An 18,274-nucleotide genomic window follows, 5' to 3' on the forward strand; every position below is an offset into this window, starting at 1 on the left:
GACGAAATCATCGTATAATCCGGGCCGATTAGAGCAAAAAGTGTCACCCATGTGACCGGTCAGATCTGTAACCCATGTGACCGGTTCATACACGGAGACTACCCGTCAGGGGTAGCAGCGCTATCTGGCGTCAGGGCTGATCACTTTCCAGGAGATCGCTGCGGTTTTTAAGCAGCCTTTCAACGTCTTTATCAGCTTTGATATTAATGTCGTGCTCAATTTTCACGTTCATATTGATGGTGATCGGTTCCTTCGGGGCCGCCACCTCAATACGCGGCGTGCAGCCGCTGAGCGCCGGAAACAGCAGCGCCAGCCCGGTTGCTAACATCACTCTCATTGGGGTTCCTCACAGGTTTCGCCAGTTTTGCACTCGCCTCCCGGCAAACTTGCGTGTTGTTCAAGCCAGGCCTGAAGATTGTCGCCAAACCGCAAGCTGCGCCACAGCATAAAGAGATTCTCTTCATGCTGGTAGTTCAACTTCACGGTATTACTTTTGCCCTCAATGCGGCTGGTGCCTTGCAGTTCAGCATGCAGCGTCAGCACGCCGAGGCTGGAGAGATTGAGCCGCGTCCAGGAGCGGGCGATCTCCATATAACGCAGCCAGTTGATGCCGACGCCCGCCGCCATATTGTCTTTGACGATGGCGTCGGCCATGTCCTTGTCCAGCCGCAGCGTCATCGGGCCTGGGTTGGTCAGCCAGCCGTCTTTGATAATCCACTGCGGGTCATCCAGCCACAGCGGCAATGCGCCGTTTACCCGCCCGGACAGGGTAAACTGTTTTGGATTCACCGCCGTAATCAGCTCGCTGGAGGAGATATTGTTTACCCGCAGTAGCGCCGCGTCGTGCTGGGGCATCCGCAACTGCTGCATACTGATAGTACCGCCCAGCACCTCGACGCTGACGTTGCTCAGGATCAGCGGCTGCTGGTCACTCCACGGATACCAGCCTTCCAGATCCGCCGTAAGGTGCCGCGCAATCACCTGATTTTCCACGCTGCCAATCCGCAGCCTCACCGGGCCGCGGGTACCCAGTTGCCAGGTCGAATCGCTGAAGCGAAACGGCAGCACAAAATCGACGCCATCGAATTTGTTATCCGGCATCCAGGCGCTGCCGCCCTTGAGAACGCCGTGGCCACCCGCTTCGAAACCCTGCTCCGCCGCCGCCGAGAACGCGATTTGGGCGTAGAAATTGCCGTCGCGCAGCGCCATTTTCCAGTCAGGCGGGATCAGCGGCTGGAAAACCGCCAGCGGCTGCGCGGGCCACCACGCCTGGCCGCGCAGTCGAATGCCATCCCAGCGTCCGTTAACCTGCACCGGCCCAATCTCATCGGCATGCAGATCGCCTTTGAACTGGAATGACGTCGGGTCACTGCCCTGAACGCTGAAGTTAAGCCGCGACGGCGGCAGTACGCTACCGCCGGTAAAGGTGGTTTCACCGGCATCCAGAGTCAGCGCCCCTTCAAACCGCGGATGTGCCTCTTCGCGCACCCAGCGCACCGGTTTGTTCATGGTCAGGCGCGGCGCGTGGATGCGCATCGCGCCGTATTGCAGCTTATCGAACCCGGTAGAGAGCGTATTCAGCGTAATTGTGCTGTCGCGCCACTCGCCGGTTCCCTTTACGTCCCAGCGCGCCTGCATTGGCGTAAAGCCACCCTCGCCCCAGTAGCGCCACTGCCACAGGCCGCTGTCAGGCAAAAAGTCGTTCGCCTGGCCATCCAGGTGCAGTTCAAAGTCGCCCATTTGATTTTCATGGGCGCGCAAAATAGCTTGCAGCCTGCCGTCCACGCCGGTCGAGGCGACTTTCACCCCCGCCAGCGGCCAGCGAATCTCATCGATATTCAACGAATCGATGACCCGCCCGCGCGAACGCAGCAGCGCGCCGGGGGCGAAGCGTAGCTGCGGGTCGAGCAGCGGACCGCTCAGCGCCCCTGGCAGCACCGCGTAAAAAATCATCTGATCCTGCTTGGCTTCTCCGGTGAGCTGCACCGGCATGGCGCTATCCGTGAGGCTCAATTTGCCGGGGCCAAAATTGAGCACCGCGTTGCCTTTCCCGGCGGCCCCCTGAGTCACCACGTTCAGCCGCCCGCTAATCAGCGCCGCATCCAGCCCCTGCTGCCAGTTGTCGGCATTAATAGCCAGCCGACCGCTCAGCGGCATTCCCTCCAGCGCCCAGTGCCAGCGCCCGTCGCTAATAGCGAGCCGATCGGCGGTCACGGTCCAGGGCAGATCGAGCAGCGGATCGGGATCGTCCGGCGAGCTAATCAGCAACTGACCACGATTTTGCTCCCACTCCAGTTCGGCATCCGCCAGCGGCAGCGGCCCGGGCAGATGCACACGGGTGCTGAGATGCCCCTGGGTCGGCAAGCCGTCCGGCAGCAGGCCCAGCGTCACTTCGCCCGCCAGCGATAAGGGCTGTTGCCCTTCAATGGCCTGCAAGGAGAAGGAGGTGATCGTGGCGGTTTGCCCGTCGATTTGCGCAGCCAGAGAAATGGCATCGCCCCGGTAACGGATGGTCTGGCGCGTCGGGGTCAATCCTACCTGTAATTCCCCGGCAAACTGTTGCCACGGCGTTAAGCTGAATTTTTTTATCGTCAGCCAACTGTAAGGCAGCATCGCCTGCCATTCCGCCAGGGTGCGCGGCGCAGCGGGGTTCTCTTCCCCGGCGGGAAGTTGGTTAAAACAGGCGCTGTTAAGATCGAGCGCGTCGACGTCGAGTTTCCAGCGGCTGGGATGGCTGAGCGTGGCGTGAGTCACTTTCGCCAGCTCGCAATCCCCCGCCAGATAGCTGAGATGCGGGATCACCACGCTATTGCGCGTAAAGCGTGGGCTTTCTTCCAGCGCAATGCGGGTGCCCGGTGGCAGCCAAATCCCCACCAGCCCCGGCAACCAGTGCGCCACCGTTAACAGCAGCGCCAGCGGCAGCAGAACCAGCAGCAACGCAAGGGCGATAAGGGCTCGGTATTTACCCCTCATGGGTGATTAATATCCTGATATTGATAGAGATTTAAACGGGCTATCCCGCGCATTGTGCCATTTTTGCCCGACAGGGTGAACCCGGCCATTGATTTAAGCGTAGTTGGCCTAAAATTATTGATAACCCTAACTTTCATATCAGCTTTTTTAGACTTTGTAAGAAAATTTGAATCATGCTAACGTGATCACAGAAAATCACTGGAGAATGTCTTATGAAACTGGCCGTGTATAGCACAAAACAGTATGACAAGAAGTATTTGCAGCATGTTAACCAGGAATATGGTTACGATCTCGAATTTTATGACTTCCTGCTCACTGAAAAGACCGCTAAAACCGCGCACGGCTGCGACGGTGTATGTATTTTCGTGAACGACGACGGTAGCCGCCCGGTGCTTGAAGAGCTGAAAAATCACGGGGTGAAGTTTATCGCCCTGCGCTGCGCCGGGTTTAACAACGTCGATTTAGACGCCGCCAGAGAGCTGGGTTTGCGCGTGGTGCGCGTCCCAGCCTACTCCCCGGAAGCCGTTGCCGAACACGCCATCGGGATGATGATGTGCCTTAACCGCCGCATTCACCGCGCCTATCAGCGCACCCGCGATGCTAACTTCTCTCTGGAAGGGTTAACCGGTTTTACCATGCACGGTAAAACCGCCGGGATTATCGGCACCGGGAAAATCGGCGTCGCAACGCTGCGAATTTTAAAAGGCTTCGGGATGCGCCTGCTGGCGTTTGATCCGTATCCGAGCGCGGCGGCGCTGGATATCGGCGTGGAATATGTCGATTTACCGACGCTGTTCTCACAATCGGACGTGATCTCCCTGCACTGCCCGCTCACGCCGGAAAACTACCACCTGTTAAACCAGGCGGCGTTCGATCAGATGAAAGATGGCGTGATGATCATCAACACCAGCCGTGGTGGCTTGATCGACTCGCAAGCCGCCATTGATGCCCTGAAGAACCAAAAAATCGGCTCGCTGGGGATGGACGTGTATGAGAACGAACGCGATCTGTTCTTTGAAGATAAATCCAACGACGTGATCCAGGATGACGTATTCCGCCGCCTGTCCGCCTGCCATAACGTTCTGTTTACCGGCCATCAGGCGTTCCTCACCGAAGAAGCGCTGATCAGCATTTCTGAAACAACGCTGGATAATTTGCGCCAGCTGGAAAGCGGCGGCGAGTGCCCGAACGCGCTGGTGTAACTCTTTTAAGACAATCCTCAATGATTACGCGGACATAACATGGCACACTCACCGCGTAATCATTGATGGCATGAATACTTACGGAGGAGTAATGATAAAATTAACCTGTTTGACACTGGGCGTTGCCCTGCTTGCCGGTTGCGCGCAATCCGCCAGCGACGCGCTGGCCCCAAAAGACCTTGAGCATCGCCGTTACGTGCTGGAAAGCGTGGATGGTAAACCGCTTACTGCAGGCCAGCGTCAGCTGGACATCAGCTTTGGCGAAAATCTGCACGTCGCAGGCAGCATGTGCAACCGCTTTATGGGCCAGGGCAAACTGGACGGCAACGTACTGAAAGTAGACGGCATGGCCTCTACCCGGATGCTGTGCGCCGAGCCGGAGCTTAACCAGCTGGATAACCTGATCGGCGAGTTATTGACCACCGGCGCAACAGTAGACGTCAAGCCGCAGTCGCTGACGTTAAAAAATCCGCAACATACTCTGGTTTATAAGCAGGCCGACTGGGTCAATTAATAGCTGGCGCAGCTACCGGACGCCAGCGCGGCTTCGCTACAGCGTTTGCCGTTGGGTAGCGCGCACATGCCGATTAACGAACCGTCCAGTTGGCGTACTGTAAGCGCTGCGCCCCCCACCATCGCGCAGTTTGCCTCGCCGGAGCTGGACATCGCGGCCTTCATCCCTGGCGCCACGTGCGCCGCCGTTGCCTGTTGAACCGGTTCGTTACTGCACGCGGACAAAAACAGTGCCGCACACCCCACTAAAAACGCTGCACGCATGACGCTCCCCTCATTAATAAACAGCAAAACCCCTGCAATATAGGCGAGCCAACGCCGTCACGTCGAGATCCCCCTCGCCACTTTCGGCGTCTGGACACATTTTTTAGCACTTTTAGGGTGCTTCGCGCCGCAAACTTCACAAGATATATCGAGGACACAAAAGCGAAAATGGCCCGGGCGGCGCTTTGCTAAACTTAATGCATTATTTCAGGACTCCACGTTGAGGGAGTTTATTTAATTTTGCGCAATGTAAGGGTGTCATATGATCACAATTGACGGCAATGGCGCGGTCGCCTCGGTGGCGTTTCGCGCCAGCGAAGTGATTGCCATTTACCCGATCACCCCCAGCTCCACCATGGCGGAGCAGGCCGACGACTGGGCGGGCAACGGGGTGAAAAACGTCTGGGGCGATGTCCCGCGCGTAGTGGAAATGCAGTCAGAAGCCGGGGCGATCGCCACGGTACACGGCGCGCTGCAAACCGGCGCGCTGTCGACGTCGTTCACCTCCTCGCAGGGATTGTTATTGATGATCCCGACTCTGTATAAACTTGCCGGGCAGCTCACGCCGTTTGTGCTACACGTGGCGGCGCGCACCGTGGCGACCCACGCGCTGTCGATTTTCGGCGATCATTCCGATGTGATGGCGGTACGCCAGACCGGTTGCGCCATGCTGTGCGCCAGCAGCGTCCAGGAAGCGCAGGATTTCGCCCTGATTGCCCATATCGCCACCCTGAAAAGCCGGGTGCCGTTTATCCATTTCTTTGATGGTTTCCGCACTTCTCATGAAATCAATAAAATCGTCCCTCTTTCCAACGAGACGCTGTTAAGCCTGCTGCCGCAGGAGGAAATTGACGCCCACCGCGCACGCGCATTGAACCCGGAACATCCGGTGATCCGCGGCACCTCCGCCAACCCGGATACGTATTTCCAGTCCCGTGAAGCCACCAACCCGTGGTACGACGCGGTGTACGACCACGTTCAACAGGCGATGGATGACTTCGCGGCGGCAACGGGCCGCCACTACCGGCCTTTTGACTATTATGGCCACCCGGAAGCGGAACGGGTCATCGTGCTGATGGGCTCCGCCATTGGCACCTGTGAAGAAGTGGTGGACGAACTGCTGACCCGCGGCGAGAAGGTCGGCGTGCTGAAAGTCCGCTTGTTCCGCCCGTTCAACGCCAGCCAGATGCTGGATGCGCTGCCGCAAAGCGTGCGTCATATCGCCGTGCTGGATCGCACCAAAGAGCCCGGCGCGCTGGCGGAACCGCTGTATCTGGATGTGATGACCACCCTGGCGGAAGCCTTCAACCGGGGCGAGCGCGAAACCCTGCCGCGCGTCATTGGTGGCCGTTATGGCCTGTCATCGAAAGAATTCGGGCCGGACTGCGCGCTGGCGGTATTCGACGAATTGCGCCAGGCGAAGCCAAAATCGCGCTTTACGGTGGGGATTTACGACGACGTCACCAATCTCTCGCTGCCGCTGCCGGAAAACACCCTGCCGTCTCACGCCAAACTGGAAGCGCTGTTCTACGGTCTGGGCAGCGACGGCAGCGTATCGGCCACCAAAAACAACATCAAAATTATCGGTAACGCCACGCCGTGGTACGCTCAGGGCTATTTTGTCTATGACTCGAAAAAAGCGGGCGGCCTGACGGTTTCCCATCTGCGCGTCAGTGAAAAACCGATTAATTCCGCCTATCTGGTGGATAAAGCTGATTTCGTCGGCTGCCACCAGTTGCAGTTTATCGATAAATACCAGATGGCCGAGCGGCTGAAACCCGGCGGCATTTTCCTGCTCAACACGCCATACAGCGCCGAAGAGGTGTGGGACCGTCTGCCGCAGGATGTGCAGGCGGTGCTGAACCAGAAACAGGCGCGTTTTTATATTATCAACGCCCAGAAAATCGCCCGCGAATGCCAGTTGGGCGCGCGTATTAACACCGTGATGCAGATGGCATTTTTCCATCTGACCCAAATTTTGCCAGGCGACAGCGCCCTGCAACAGCTTCAGGGCGCCATCGCCAAAAGTTATAGCAGCAAAGGCCAGGAACTGGTGGAACGTAACTGGCAGGCACTGGCGCTGGCGCGGGAATCGATTTCCGCGGTGCCGTTGCAGCCGGTGAACAGCCAGAGCGCCAACCGCCCGCCGGTGGTCTCCGACGCTGCGCCGGATTTTGTCAAAACCGTGACTGCCGCGATGCTGGCGGGCCTCGGCGACGCGCTACCGGTTTCTGCCCTGCCGCCGGACGGCACCTGGCCGGTGGGCACCACTCGCTGGGAAAAACGCAATATCGCCGAAGAGATCCCCATCTGGAAACCGGAGTTGTGCACCCAGTGTAACCACTGCGTCGCCGCCTGCCCGCACTCAGCGATCCGCGCCAAAGTGGTCTCGCCTGAGGATATGGAAAACGCACCGGACGCCCTGCAATCGCTGGACGTGAAATCTCGCGATATGCGCGGTCAGAAATATGTCCTACAGGTCGCGCCGGAAGACTGCACCGGCTGTAACCTGTGCGTGGAAGTCTGCCCGGCGAAAGATCGCCAGAACCCGGATATCAAGGCCATCAATATGATGTCGCGCCTTGAGCATGTGGAAGAAGAGAAAGTGAATTACGACTTCTTCCTCAATTTGCCGGAAATTGACCGCAGCAAGCTGGAACGCATTGATATTCGTACCTCGCAGCTGATCACCCCGCTGTTTGAATATTCTGGCGCCTGTTCCGGCTGCGGCGAAACGCCGTACATTAAACTGCTGACCCAGTTGTATGGCGACCGGTTGCTGATTGCCAACGCCACCGGCTGCTCGTCGATATACGGCGGCAACCTGCCCTCAACGCCGTATACCACCGACGCCAACGGGCGCGGCCCGGCCTGGGCCAACTCGCTGTTTGAGGATAACGCCGAATTCGGCCTCGGTTTCCGCTTAACGGTAGATCAGCACCGGGCCCGCGTGATGCGCCTGCTGGAACAATTTGCCGATAAGATCCCGGCGGAACTCAACGCGCAGTTGCACGAAGAGGCCACGCCGGAAGTGCGCCGTGAGCAGGTGGCCCGGTTGCGCCAGCATCTTGCCGGTGAAACCAGCGCCGATGCGCGCCAGTTGCTGATTGATGCCGACGCGCTGGTGGAAAAATCTATCTGGCTTATCGGCGGCGACGGCTGGGCCTACGATATCGGCTTCGGCGGCCTCGACCATGTGCTGAGCCTGACCGAGAACGTCAATATTCTGGTGCTGGATACCCAGTGTTATTCCAATACCGGCGGTCAGGCGTCAAAAGCCACCCCGCTCGGCGCGGTGACCAAATTTGGCGAGCATGGCAAGCGTAAAGCGCGTAAAGATCTCGGCGTCAGCATGATGATGTACGGGCACGTTTACGTAGCGCAGATTTCGCTGGGTGCCCAGCTTAACCAGACGGTAAAAGCGATTCAGGAGGCGGAAGCCTATCCGGGGCCATCGCTGATTATTGCCTATAGCCCCTGCGAGGAGCACGGCTACGATCTGGCGCTCAGCCACGATCAAATGCGCCAGCTGACGGCGACCGGCTTCTGGCCGCTGTACCGCTTCGACCCGCGCCGCGCCGATGAAGGCAAACTGCCATTGGCGCTGGACTCGCGTCCGCCTTCGGACGCGCTGGCGGAAACGCTGCTCAACGAGCAGCGCTTCCGCAGGCTCAATTCGCAGCAGCCGGAAGTGGCGGAGCAGTTGTGGAAAGACGCGACAGCGGATCTGCAAAAACGCTATGACTTCCTGGCGCAGATGGCCGGTAAGGCCGAGAAAGCCAGCAGCGAATAAGCAGGCACGATGAAAAATCCCCGCTCAAGAGCGGGGATTTTTTTGTGGCGAAGGTTATTTCAGCAGACGCACCTTACAGGACTTGCCTTTGATTTTCCCCTGCTGAAGCTGCTTCCAGGCATGACGCGCCACCGACTGGCGCACCGCCACGTAAGCGTGCATCGGATGCATATCGATTTTGCCGATGTCCGCGCCATCCAGCCCCATGTCACCGGTCAGCGCGCCGAGAATATCCCCCGGCCGCATTTTGGCTTTTTTACCGCCGTCGATGCACAGCGTCGCCATTTCCGGCTCCAGTGGCTTCACATTATTGCTGATAACGGGCTCGCGCCAGTCCAGCGACAGGCCCAGCATTTCAGACAGTATCGTCGCGCGCTGCGCCTCTTCCGGGGCGCACAGGCTGACCGCCAGCCCACTCTGCCCGGCGCGCGCGGTGCGGCCAATGCGGTGGACGTGGACTTCCGGGTCCCAGGAGAGTTCGTAATTGATCACCATCTCCAGCGATTTGATATCCAGCCCACGGGCGGCGACATCGGTGGCGACCAACACCCGGCTGCTGCCGTTGGCGAAACGCACCAAAGTTTGATCGCGGTCGCGCTGTTCCATATCGCCATGCAGCGCCAGCGCGCTCTGGCTGTGCTCATTCAGCGCGTCACACACCTCCTGGCAATCTTTTTTGGTGTTGCAGAACACCACACAGGAGGCCGGTTGATGCTTGCTGAGCAGGCTCAACAGCAGCGGGATTTTCTGACGGCGTGAGGCTTCGTAAAACTGCTGCTCGACGGCGGGCAGTTCGTCGACGCTGTCGATTTCAATATGTTCGGCGTTGCGCTGCACGCGGCTGCTGATGGCGGCGATAGAGTCCGGCCAGGTGGCGGAAAACAGCAGCGTCTGGCGCTGCGCCGGCGCATGGCGGATCACATCGTCGATGGCGTCGCTAAAGCCCATATCGAGCATCCGATCGGCCTCATCCAGCACCAGGGTTTTGAGCGCTTCCAGCGACACGGTGCCCTTGTCCAGATGATCGAGCAAACGCCCCGGCGTGGCGACGATGATATGCGGAGCATGTTGTAACGAATCGCGCTGCGCGCCGAACGGCTGGCCACCGCACAGGGTCAGCACTTTGATATTCGGCAGATAGCGCGCCAGGCGGCGCAGCTCTTTAGCCACTTGATCCGCCAGCTCGCGCGTCGGGCACAATACCAGCGATTGGGTAATAAACTGGCTGGCGTCGATATGCTGGAGCAGACCCAGGCCAAACGCCGCCGTCTTGCCGCTGCCGGTTTTCGCCTGCGCACGCACGTCTTTTCCCGCGAGAATGGCCGGTAATGCCGCCGCCTGGACCGGGGTCATGGTGTGGTAGCCCAGCTCGTTAAGGTTAGCGAGCAGTTCGGCAGGCAAAGCGTTTAAAGTTGAAAAGGCAGTCACGGTCATCTCTCTGAATTCAAGCGGGCCGTTATGCTAGCAGATTCGCGCGGCGCGGTCATTTGGCCGTCAAAAACAATCAGGCCCGATAATCGGGCCTGACGGTTATTGCGCGTTAAACGGGTCTTTTTCATCGTCTTCGCTGTCGTCGCGCTTGCGGGGGATTTCTCCCTGCTTATTGGGCGCGTCTTTCACCTGAAGCTCATCCTCTTCATAAGCATTTCCCGCATTCGGCGCAACTTCAGGCAGCCCTTTGCTCACTTCACCTTCTTTATTGCGTTCATAGTTGGTTTTATCTGACATGGCTTCCTCCCGTTGATGTCGTTTATCAAGTGTAGACGATTTGGGAAAGTACAATTATTCGCAAAGGGCAGCAGACCGTAAAATATCTCACCTGTTATCGGCATCTAATCCATCATAAACTCTTCTCTTCCATACGGAGATTTATGGATTGTCATTAGCGGAATCTTATCAATGCAGTTTTGGGGAGGCTTGACATTTCTAAGACAGAAGCGGTCTTTCTGAGCTTCTGAGTGGAAACCACTGCCAATCGAAAAGATAATATAGTTTTCCGATGCGTTTTCAGGGGCATTAACAAACTGATATCGCATCGCAATTGAAGATTTAGTCTTCTTCCACCACGATATCTTCCCCTTATTAGTGAGTGGTAGATGGTCGACAACAATAACCGCATTTGATTCATATTGTTCGGCATGAATAACATGAACAGGCCGTAAGATAAAATAAAATATTAGGCTGATAATCACCACACCCGTTATTGAATATAGTTTTTTCATCACATATCGCCAAAAGTTATTATACTGGCACTTATATGTGTTATAAGTCACCATTATGTATGTCATCAATACAACGCCTTGTTAAACTGAATGACATCATAATAGTGCCACGTTCTAAATAGATGCGCCGCAATACAATATATGCTAAAGGAATAATCATGAATTGTTTCTGCATTGTTTATAGGATTGCAGGTAGAAGAGAAAGGGCATGTTTGCCCCTTTCCCATTTAAGCTACTGTACTTAATATCGCAGACAGGAAATCAGTGAATTTATAGAATGAACCAAATACAGTTTCTGTACCTACATTATCTCTAATTTCAAATAAATTTGTTTTGATGTCATAAGTAAAAATAGATATACTGTCATTACCTATAACTAATCTTTCTGCTAAGTCAGGGTTAATGAAATCGTCGTTATCCCTATAGAAATCATTCATTACGAACAAGTTTTTTACTAATGGTTCTGGTATGGATAAACTGAATAAAATTAGTCCATTAAATTCAAAACCATCCATTGTTTTTAAGAACGTAACATACTCAGGCTGATTTACGAATAATAAGCAAACTTCATCTCCTAGCTTTTCAAGCATTGGACTAATATCCAATGTTGATTTTCGCTTAGTAATACTCTCAATGTACTGATCTGTTATAGGCTTTTCTATTGGATATCCCCAATTATCCATCTTGCTTTTTAAATCAATCAGGATTTCACTAATGTTATTGCTCATTTTAATTCCTAATAATCAATTAAGCGGATAAATTGAACCAGTTGGCATAGCCCATGGAATTATCTTACTCTCACCTGCTATCATACCCCTTGTTGCGGATGATTGCATATTGGTAAGCACTTTATGAAACGGTTCATTTTGAATCAATAATAGATTATCAAAAGTATTAGTACCGCTATCATCTAACGATAACTTGTGGTGAACGCTCCAACCGCCAGGAACACTACCTTCTGACATACGCAATAAATCGGATGGATTAAACTTGTTTGTAGCTTCCGGCGTACCAGAAATATCTTTAAGGAAACTCCTCCTAATAGAACTATTAAATTCTTGTCTTAATGCTGCTGCTTCGGCAGGATCACGCTTGATATAGTTAATTTGCTTGATTTCCATTCCATCAAGCAACTTAGTTTCACCTCTCAGCTTTCCTAAGTAACTATTCATCTCTTCATATAGATTATCATTCGGTCTTTTAGCTAACAGGATAGAAGCCGCTACTATCGCAGTGCCTGCTGTTTTTTCATTTAAAACTTGGTCATAGCCTTGTACAGCTTCACCACCTAATTGTTCTGCAGTTTTCCTGAAATCTTCAATATTACCGTTATATACGCCACCAGCAGCTAACAGACGTCCTGCTGCTTTGTTATTGATTGTTTTAGCGGCTTGAGGGTGTTGTATCGGGGCATCTGATGAATGAATCTTTTGTGTTGGCGCTGGTTTTCTTCCTTGATGGTCATCTAAGCACTTTCGGTAGGCATTCCTAACTTCCATTTCAAACCATTCATGCCAATGCTGCATAAAACAATCATAGATAAGATCGCCATTTTCATCAAAATAAAATGGATGCTTAAAGTAATCCCATTGTTCAGATTCATCTATACCGATAAACCAACCAGTATCTAAATTATGCTGGGTATGATCATAAACGCCGTCATACATACCGTTACGCTTGCGATCATACTTAGCGGAAAAAGGGTTTATAAAGCCGCTTTTCCTTTTTGGCATATGGTGAAGGCTATCGTGTGAATAATTGTCAGAATCAAGATCGTAGTAAATTCTAGCTCTTTCAAAGGCTAATTCTGGCCTTAGTATGTATTGAAAATCTTCAGGGCTAAGCTCTCTTGCTGCATCCCATATCATTAATAATCTGAAATCGCTCATGTATTACCCTCACAATGTCAATGGGTATATTAGCATTGCTTGCTATATGGTCAATCATTTAGATTATGAATTAATACGCCTTAAAATATTTCACAAGCTGGGAGTAAAAATAGGTGGAAAGGCGTAAAGGAACGATTGAGAAGTAAAAGAACAACCCAACTTTATGTATGGCGTGTTTTCTTAACATTGGCACTAAAAGGTTTTGCCAGCCCATGTTTACCTCCGGAGAATGGATTGACGGTCTCTATAAAATGGTCAATCTTATTCAACGGTTGCCACATTGAACGACACTGATGATTGCGCGTTATCGTGTCGTGAAGCGCCTGCCAGATAATATTTTTCATTCTGTTTTCGCGCACTTTAACGCGCTGCCCGTGCCGCCGCGTTCATCGAGCGTTTGCAATACCACCGAATCCGCGCCCAGTTTTAAGGCCTCCATTTGCAGATCGTTTTTCACCTGCTGCTGGTATTCCGCCATATCCAGGAAAGCCATTGGATTACGGTGTGACACCACGTTGCCGACGAACTGGCACTGCGCGGAGAATGCACTGTTCCCTTTGATAATGCCGACCTGGTCCGCCTGCGGGTTGACCGTTGCGCATCCGGCAAGGCTAATGAATCCAAGCGCTGCGAATAATTTTTTCATCATGTCACCTCTGATTGATTTGCGCGCAGCATAATTTATAAACGGCGTGAATACTTAAACGAAGGGTAACAGGGAAAGAAATATCCGAATGGCGCGCAAAAGCTGCGCGCCCTGCGCGAATCATCGCGCGTTATGCCGCCATGCTTCTGCATGCCTCGGCGCACTGGCGGCAGGCCTGTGCGCACTGCTGGCAGTGTTCGTGCTGATGCTGACCGCACTCCCCGGCGCAGGCCTGGCATACTTCAGCGCATACCTGGCAAAGCTGGCGCGCATGCTTGCTTTCGAGGGTCATAAACTGCGCGGCCAGGCGGCAAATCGCCGCGCATTGCATATCAAGACCAATACAGCCGCGCATCATGTCGATATCGGGCTCCTGAAGGCAGGACGCGGCGCAGTGGTCGCAGGCTTCAGCGCATTGGTAACAGGCGTTGATACAGGCTTTCAGATCGTGTTGCATGCTTCTCTCCTGTTATTGTTTAGGGACTGTTAAGTCTGCACATATTCTGCGGTTGTGCCAGGCGCAACGCGAAATCCTGCTGGCAATCGTCGCCGTAATCCGTACCATACACGCCACGCAACGCTATGCTAACGAAGCAACGGATACGGACGCGCTCCGTATCGTCCCTGAATCAACCGGTCACGCCAACTATGCAAGATAACCAGCAGATTGATAAAAAAACGCAATACAATTTGAACAAACTCCAGAAGCGCCTGCGCCGCAACGTCGGCGAAGCCATTGCCGATTTCAATATGATTGAAGATGGCGACCGGATTATGGTTTGCCTGTCGGGCGGCAAAGACAGTTACACCATGCTGGAGATTTTGCGCAATCTGCAACAAAGCGCGCCGATTAGCTTCAGCCTGGTGGCGGTTAACCTCGACCAGAAGCAGCCGGGTTTCCCGGAGCATGTGCTGCCGGAATATCTGGAAAGCATCGGCGTTGAGTACAAAATCGTTGAAGAAAACACCTACGGGATCGTGAAAGATAAAATCCCGGAGGGCAAAACCACTTGCTCGCTCTGCTCCCGCTTGCGCCGCGGTATTTTGTACCGCACCGCCACGGAACTCGGCGCCACTAAAATCGCGCTGGGCCATCACCGTGACGACATCCTGCAAACCCTGTTCCTGAATATGTTCTACGGCGGAAAGATGAAAGGCATGCCGCCGAAGCTGATGAGCGATGATGGTAAGCATATCGTGATCCGTCCGCTGGCCTACTGCCGCGAAAAAGACATCGAGCGTTTTGCCGAAGCGAAAGCGTATCCGATTATTCCGTGCAACCTGTGCGGCTCGCAGCCTAATCTTCAGCGCCAGGTGATCGCCGATATGCTGCGCGACTGGGATAAACGCTATCCGGGGCGCATTGAGACCATGTTCAGCGCCATGCAAAACGTGGTGCCGTCGCATCTGAGCGATACCAGCCTGTTTGATTTTAAAGCCATCACCCACGGCAGTGACGTGGTGGACGGCGGCGATCTGGCGTTTGACCGCGATGAAATTCCGATGCAGCCGGTGGGCTGGCAGCCGGATGAGGATGAACAGTTGGCGATCAGTAACCGACTGGATATCGTCGAAGTGAAATAAGCGAAGCGCCCTCTCACGAGGGCGTTTTTTTATCGCTGCGGCGGCGCGGCCATGATTGGCCCCGGATCGGGCGTGGGTTCAGGAATCGGCTGAGGGTGTGGAATCGGCTCCGGGATCGGAACAGGATCGGTGGGAACCGGGTCGCTCATGGTGGTGATCATCATTACCTCCGGAAGTGGCTGTACTCCTTAAGCGTAGAAGCCCCTTTCCGGCTGGCAAAAAAAAAGCCGACTGATTAGAGTCGGCGTCGTACGAATTAAATTGTGCTATGCAGTAATTCAAAAAAGGAAGTAAGACAATATGGAGCGCAACGCCCATCGCTTGACGTTGCATTCACCTGCAAGAGAGAGTTTGCCCGCAGTAGCCGCTTTTTTTATTGACTTCGCTCAATAAGAAACGCTTTAAAAGGTTCCAATATTGTTAAAAATGTGAATTTTTACAGCCATTTACTGCGATGCAACCACCAGGTAACACCGCCAATCAGCACCACTAACATCAGGCAAAACAGGCTAAAACCCATACGCCATTCACCGCCGGGAATCCCCCCCAGGTTTACGCCGAACAAACCGGTTAAAAAGGTGCTGGGTAAAAACACCATCGCCATCAGCGACATGGTATAAGTCCGGCGCGCCAGTGATTCCTGCATCACCTGGGCGATTTCATCAGCCATGATAGCGGTACGCGAAATACAGGCGTCGATTTCATCCAACCCACGCCCCAGCCGGTCCGCGATGTCCTGCATTCTGCGACGATGATCGTCGGTCATCCATGGCAAACGTTCGCTGGCGAGCCGCGCGTAGACATCACGCTGCGGTGCCATATAGCGGCGCATCACAATCAGCTGTTTGCGTAACAGCGCCAGAAAACCGCGCGGCGGGATCTGCTGATCGAGCAGATTATCTTCCAGATCGATGATTTTATCGTGCAGTTCTTCAATAAATTCGCTGGCGTGATCGGTTAGCGCATCGCAGACATCCACCAGCCAGCTCCCCCCGTCCGTCGGCCCGGTGCCGTCGTTGAGATCCTGAATCACGTCATCCAGCGCCAGCACTTTGCGCTGGCGCGTAGAGACAATCAGCCGCTCATCCATATACAGGCGCATCGCCACCAGCTGATCCGGGCGCTCGTCAGTGCTGCCATTAATGCAGCGCAACGTGATCAGGGTACCGTCACCCAACCGGGTCACGCGCGGACGGGTGCTTTCCCCTGCCAGGGCGTCGCGCACGGTATTCGGCAGCAGCGGCGTGGTCGCCAGCCATTGCGCGCTTTCGGGGTGGGTATAGTTGAGATGCAGCCAGCAAGGGTGCTCTTTATCAATGATGTCGTCGTTATCCAGCGGTTTGACCCCGCCATTTCCATCCAGTATCCATGCGAATACCGCATCCGGTACATTCAGTTCCGATCCCTTTATCGCCTGCACGTAAGCCTCCTGAGTTGACCGGGCAATGGTGTCAGTCTAGCCTTCTGCCTCCGGCTGGCAAGAGCCTGCCCGGTGTTGTCATACCGTTTGCTCATAACGAAAGCAAACGGTTAACATATGCAATAAAAATCACCTAATCCAAACCTATAAATTCTGTTGTTTTCTTTTTACCAGGAGCTTTGAGTGACTGCTAAACAGCCACCCTGCCTTAATTTTGAACGTCATGCCGCTGAAATGCGCCGCCAGGCGATTACCGTCAGCACAAGCTGGTTTCTGTGGGTAAACATCCTGTTTTCGTTGTTTATACTGGGCCGTAATTATTTTTCGCCGGAGCATCTGGTCGCTGTCGTGCATCGCCCTCTTCATGTGCTGGCAAGCACGATGGTGCTGGTGCTCGCCGCCTCGTCAAGCGTGCTGTTTATTCTGCGCATGGCGCCGGATCGCGAAGCGGTCTGGTTGAGTCAGTTAGCCAAAGGCACGGTATTGTTTTTAAGCCTGGCCTGGGCCCTCTCGTTTTATGTGTTTATCGCCAGCGGCGATATACGGGTCATTTTTCCGCTAGCGGCGCTGCTGTTGTTCACCGCACTGATTTCGCTCTATTTCGATGCCCGCGTCCTGCTCAGCTTTATTGTGCCAATCTGGCTTTCGATTCTGGTCAGCGCCTTTATTTACGCCCAAAGTCCCACCGCGCTGAATGCGGTGCTGTGGCTACTGCTGGCCGCGCTGTTGGAGTCGGGCCGCCGGATGCTCAATAACTGGTTTTTACTGGCGCTACGGCGCGGCCAGGAGAAACGCGATCTGATTAAACAACTGGAAACCCTGGCGAGCTACGATCCCTTGACCGGCATCGCTAACCGGCGCAATTTTCAACAGCAACTGGATAATGCTATCCATGACGCCACGCAGACCGGCGGCGAACTGGCGATGATCATGGTGGACGTCGATCATTTTAAACGCTTCAACGATCATTACGGCCACCAGGCGGGGGATATCTGTCTGAAAGAAGTGGCCAATCAGCTGAAAAGCGCGGTACGCAAACGAGGCGACAGCGTGGCGCGCCTGGGCGGCGAGGAGTTCGCGATCCTGTTGCCGGGCGGCGGCAGCGAGGCGGCGCACCGGGTAGCGCGTCGGCTGGCGTGGCGGCTGCAAAATCTGGCGATTGAGCACGCTGCGTCACCGGTTAATCAGCATGTGACGGTAAGCCAGGGGATCTCTGTCTGGAAGCCCACCATGTCAGGCACGGTGTTTATTGCCCAGGCGGATGCGGCGTTGTATCACGCCAAGGAGAGCGGCCGTAACCGCTGGAATGAGTATGACGCCGCGCGCCATACCGATTAACGTAGCTGGCTGTCTTTGGAGCCCCGGCGGTTATAGCCTGAGAAACGTTGCTTTTCCGCATCCGCCTTTTGCTGGCAGTTGATGCAAAGCCGCACGCCAGGCACCGCTTTTTGCCTGGCTTCCGGAATCGGCTCGCCACACTCTTCGCAGTGCGTCAGGCTTTCACCCGAGGTTAAGTCCTGGCGCGCCCGCGAAATCGCATCTTCAATGGTACTGTCTATCTGTTGTTGAACTGCATCATCATTCGCCCAACCCGATGCCATCACAGCCTCCTCAAGCGTTACGCTTAATAATCGTGTTCACAATCATCGGCTGCTGACAGAAATATCCATACGGCAGCTATGAAAACCAGTAATGCAATGACCGCTACGCTCCACCACATATCGATTTTCCATTTCGCCTCACAGATCAGTAAGTATATCGGGTTTTA

At 54.4% G+C, this 18,274-nt stretch carries 18 protein-coding genes and 1 pseudogene; 5 read left to right on the top strand and 14 right to left on the bottom strand.

The features are described 5' to 3' along the window. Positions 1-130 precede the first annotated feature (130 nt). Both FHW74_RS16615 and FHW74_RS16620 read right to left on the bottom strand, forming a co-directional pair. Entirely contained in the window at positions 131-337 is a 207-nt protein-coding gene (locus tag FHW74_RS16615) for a YnbE family lipoprotein (protein ID WP_183171485.1), read from the bottom strand. Continuing rightward, a complete protein-coding gene (locus FHW74_RS16620) occupies positions 334-2,973 on the bottom strand; it encodes a YdbH family protein (protein WP_183171486.1) in 2,640 nt (879 codons plus the stop codon). The genes FHW74_RS16615 and FHW74_RS16620 overlap by 4 nt, the downstream gene beginning before the upstream one ends. A gap of 212 nt (positions 2,974-3,185) precedes the next feature. Between FHW74_RS16620 and FHW74_RS16625 the strand changes: the two genes are divergently transcribed. Then, complete coding sequence (locus FHW74_RS16625; protein WP_183171487.1) at positions 3,186-4,175, top strand: 2-hydroxyacid dehydrogenase; 990 nt, start codon at positions 3,186-3,188, stop codon at positions 4,173-4,175. A 91-nt stretch (positions 4,176-4,266) separates the two neighbouring features. Then, complete coding sequence (hslJ, locus tag FHW74_RS16630; protein ID WP_183171488.1) at positions 4,267-4,689, top strand: heat shock protein HslJ; 423 nt, start codon at positions 4,267-4,269, stop codon at positions 4,687-4,689. Here the strand turns inward: hslJ and FHW74_RS16635 are convergent. Further along, the gene (locus FHW74_RS16635) at positions 4,686-4,952 is read right to left on the bottom strand and encodes a DUF333 domain-containing protein (protein WP_183171489.1); all 267 of its coding nucleotides are present in this window, start codon (positions 4,950-4,952) and stop codon (positions 4,686-4,688) included. The two genes, hslJ and FHW74_RS16635, sit on opposite strands and share 4 nt — an antisense overlap. Before the next feature lie 262 nt (positions 4,953-5,214). On the opposite strand from FHW74_RS16635, the gene nifJ reads away from it, so the two are divergent. Next, the gene (nifJ, locus tag FHW74_RS16640; RefSeq protein WP_183171490.1) at positions 5,215-8,745 is read left to right on the top strand and encodes a pyruvate:ferredoxin (flavodoxin) oxidoreductase; all 3,531 of its coding nucleotides are present in this window, start codon (positions 5,215-5,217) and stop codon (positions 8,743-8,745) included. 54 nt (positions 8,746-8,799) lie between these two features. Here the strand turns inward: nifJ and dbpA are convergent, their stop codons facing one another. The 8 genes and pseudogenes from dbpA to FHW74_RS16675 form a co-directional block, all read right to left on the bottom strand. Then, positions 8,800-10,173, bottom strand: a complete 1,374-nt coding sequence (gene dbpA, locus FHW74_RS16645; protein WP_183171491.1) for an ATP-dependent RNA helicase DbpA — start codon at positions 10,171-10,173, stop codon at positions 8,800-8,802. A gap of 102 nt (positions 10,174-10,275) precedes the next feature. Beyond that, positions 10,276-10,473 (bottom strand): hypothetical protein, encoded by a 198-nt coding sequence (locus tag FHW74_RS16650; RefSeq protein ID WP_183171492.1) that lies wholly within the window; start codon positions 10,471-10,473, stop codon positions 10,276-10,278. Positions 10,474-10,577: 104 nt separating this feature from the next. Further along, complete coding sequence (locus tag FHW74_RS16655) at positions 10,578-10,967, bottom strand: DUF943 family protein (protein ID WP_183171493.1); 390 nt, start codon at positions 10,965-10,967, stop codon at positions 10,578-10,580. 227 nt (positions 10,968-11,194) lie between these two features. After that, the gene (locus tag FHW74_RS16660) at positions 11,195-11,695 is read right to left on the bottom strand and encodes a YrhA family protein (RefSeq protein WP_183171494.1); all 501 of its coding nucleotides are present in this window, start codon (positions 11,693-11,695) and stop codon (positions 11,195-11,197) included. Positions 11,696-11,710: 15 nt separating this feature from the next. After that, entirely contained in the window at positions 11,711-12,856 is a 1,146-nt protein-coding gene (locus FHW74_RS16665; protein WP_183171495.1) for an HNH endonuclease, read from the bottom strand. A gap of 161 nt (positions 12,857-13,017) precedes the next feature. Further along, positions 13,018-13,188, bottom strand: a pseudogene (locus FHW74_RS22885) (hypothetical protein); the annotation flags it as partial. Between the two features lie 8 nt (positions 13,189-13,196). Further along, positions 13,197-13,502 (bottom strand): DUF4156 domain-containing protein, encoded by a 306-nt coding sequence (locus FHW74_RS16670; protein WP_183171496.1) that lies wholly within the window; start codon positions 13,500-13,502, stop codon positions 13,197-13,199. 130 nt (positions 13,503-13,632) lie between these two features. Next, a complete protein-coding gene (locus tag FHW74_RS16675) occupies positions 13,633-13,959 on the bottom strand; it encodes a four-helix bundle copper-binding protein (protein WP_183171497.1) in 327 nt (108 codons plus the stop codon). 191 nt (positions 13,960-14,150) lie between these two features. On the opposite strand from FHW74_RS16675, the gene ttcA reads away from it, so the two are divergent. Beyond that, the gene (gene ttcA, locus FHW74_RS16680; protein ID WP_183171498.1) at positions 14,151-15,086 is read left to right on the top strand and encodes a tRNA 2-thiocytidine(32) synthetase TtcA; all 936 of its coding nucleotides are present in this window, start codon (positions 14,151-14,153) and stop codon (positions 15,084-15,086) included. 29 nt (positions 15,087-15,115) lie between these two features. Here the strand turns inward: ttcA and FHW74_RS22890 are convergent, their stop codons facing one another. Together FHW74_RS22890 and zntB are read right to left on the bottom strand one after the other, a co-directional pair. Then, entirely contained in the window at positions 15,116-15,247 is a 132-nt protein-coding gene (locus FHW74_RS22890) for a hypothetical protein (protein WP_255459938.1), read from the bottom strand. A 275-nt stretch (positions 15,248-15,522) separates the two neighbouring features. Continuing rightward, positions 15,523-16,506, bottom strand: coding sequence for a zinc transporter ZntB (zntB, locus tag FHW74_RS16685; protein ID WP_183171499.1), 984 nt, complete (start codon positions 16,504-16,506; stop codon positions 15,523-15,525). Between the two features lie 183 nt (positions 16,507-16,689). On the opposite strand from zntB, the gene FHW74_RS16690 reads away from it, so the two are divergent. Then, a complete protein-coding gene (locus FHW74_RS16690) occupies positions 16,690-17,844 on the top strand; it encodes a membrane-associated sensor domain-containing protein (RefSeq protein WP_183171500.1) in 1,155 nt (384 codons plus the stop codon). Here FHW74_RS16690 and FHW74_RS16695 read toward each other — a convergent pair. Continuing rightward, positions 17,841-18,107, bottom strand: a complete 267-nt coding sequence (locus tag FHW74_RS16695) for a DksA/TraR family C4-type zinc finger protein (RefSeq protein WP_125294408.1) — start codon at positions 18,105-18,107, stop codon at positions 17,841-17,843. The two genes, FHW74_RS16690 and FHW74_RS16695, sit on opposite strands and share 4 nt — an antisense overlap. Positions 18,108-18,274: the final 167 nt, after the last annotated feature.

The organism is Atlantibacter sp. RC6 (assembly GCF_014193285.1).
Lineage (GTDB): Bacteria > Pseudomonadota > Gammaproteobacteria > Enterobacterales > Enterobacteriaceae > Atlantibacter.

Bases quoted from the DNA above. Each gene is read 5' to 3' on its own strand.
- FHW74_RS16615 (WP_183171485.1), bottom strand. From the start codon at position 337: ATGAGAGTGATGTTAGCAACCGGGCTGGCGCTGCTGTTTCCGGCGCTC.
- FHW74_RS16620 (WP_183171486.1), bottom strand. From the start codon at position 2,973: ATGAGGGGTAAATACCGAGCCCTTATCGCCCTTGCGTTGCTGCTGGTT.
- FHW74_RS16625 (WP_183171487.1), top strand. From the start codon at position 3,186: ATGAAACTGGCCGTGTATAGCACAAAACAGTATGACAAGAAGTATTTG.
- hslJ (WP_183171488.1), top strand. From the start codon at position 4,267: ATGATAAAATTAACCTGTTTGACACTGGGCGTTGCCCTGCTTGCCGGT.
- FHW74_RS16635 (WP_183171489.1), bottom strand. From the start codon at position 4,952: ATGCGTGCAGCGTTTTTAGTGGGGTGTGCGGCACTGTTTTTGTCCGCG.
- nifJ (WP_183171490.1), top strand. From the start codon at position 5,215: ATGATCACAATTGACGGCAATGGCGCGGTCGCCTCGGTGGCGTTTCGC.
- FHW74_RS16650 (WP_183171492.1), bottom strand. From the start codon at position 10,473: ATGTCAGATAAAACCAACTATGAACGCAATAAAGAAGGTGAAGTGAGC.
- FHW74_RS16655 (WP_183171493.1), bottom strand. From the start codon at position 10,967: ATGAAAAAACTATATTCAATAACGGGTGTGGTGATTATCAGCCTAATA.
- FHW74_RS16660 (WP_183171494.1), bottom strand. From the start codon at position 11,695: ATGAGCAATAACATTAGTGAAATCCTGATTGATTTAAAAAGCAAGATG.
- FHW74_RS16665 (WP_183171495.1), bottom strand. From the start codon at position 12,856: ATGAGCGATTTCAGATTATTAATGATATGGGATGCAGCAAGAGAGCTT.
- FHW74_RS16670 (WP_183171496.1), bottom strand. From the start codon at position 13,502: ATGAAAAAATTATTCGCAGCGCTTGGATTCATTAGCCTTGCCGGATGC.
- FHW74_RS16675 (WP_183171497.1), bottom strand. From the start codon at position 13,959: ATGCAACACGATCTGAAAGCCTGTATCAACGCCTGTTACCAATGCGCT.
- ttcA (WP_183171498.1), top strand. From the start codon at position 14,151: ATGCAAGATAACCAGCAGATTGATAAAAAAACGCAATACAATTTGAAC.
- FHW74_RS22890 (WP_255459938.1), bottom strand. From the start codon at position 15,247: ATGATCACCACCATGAGCGACCCGGTTCCCACCGATCCTGTTCCGATC.
- FHW74_RS16695 (WP_125294408.1), bottom strand. From the start codon at position 18,107: ATGGCATCGGGTTGGGCGAATGATGATGCAGTTCAACAACAGATAGAC.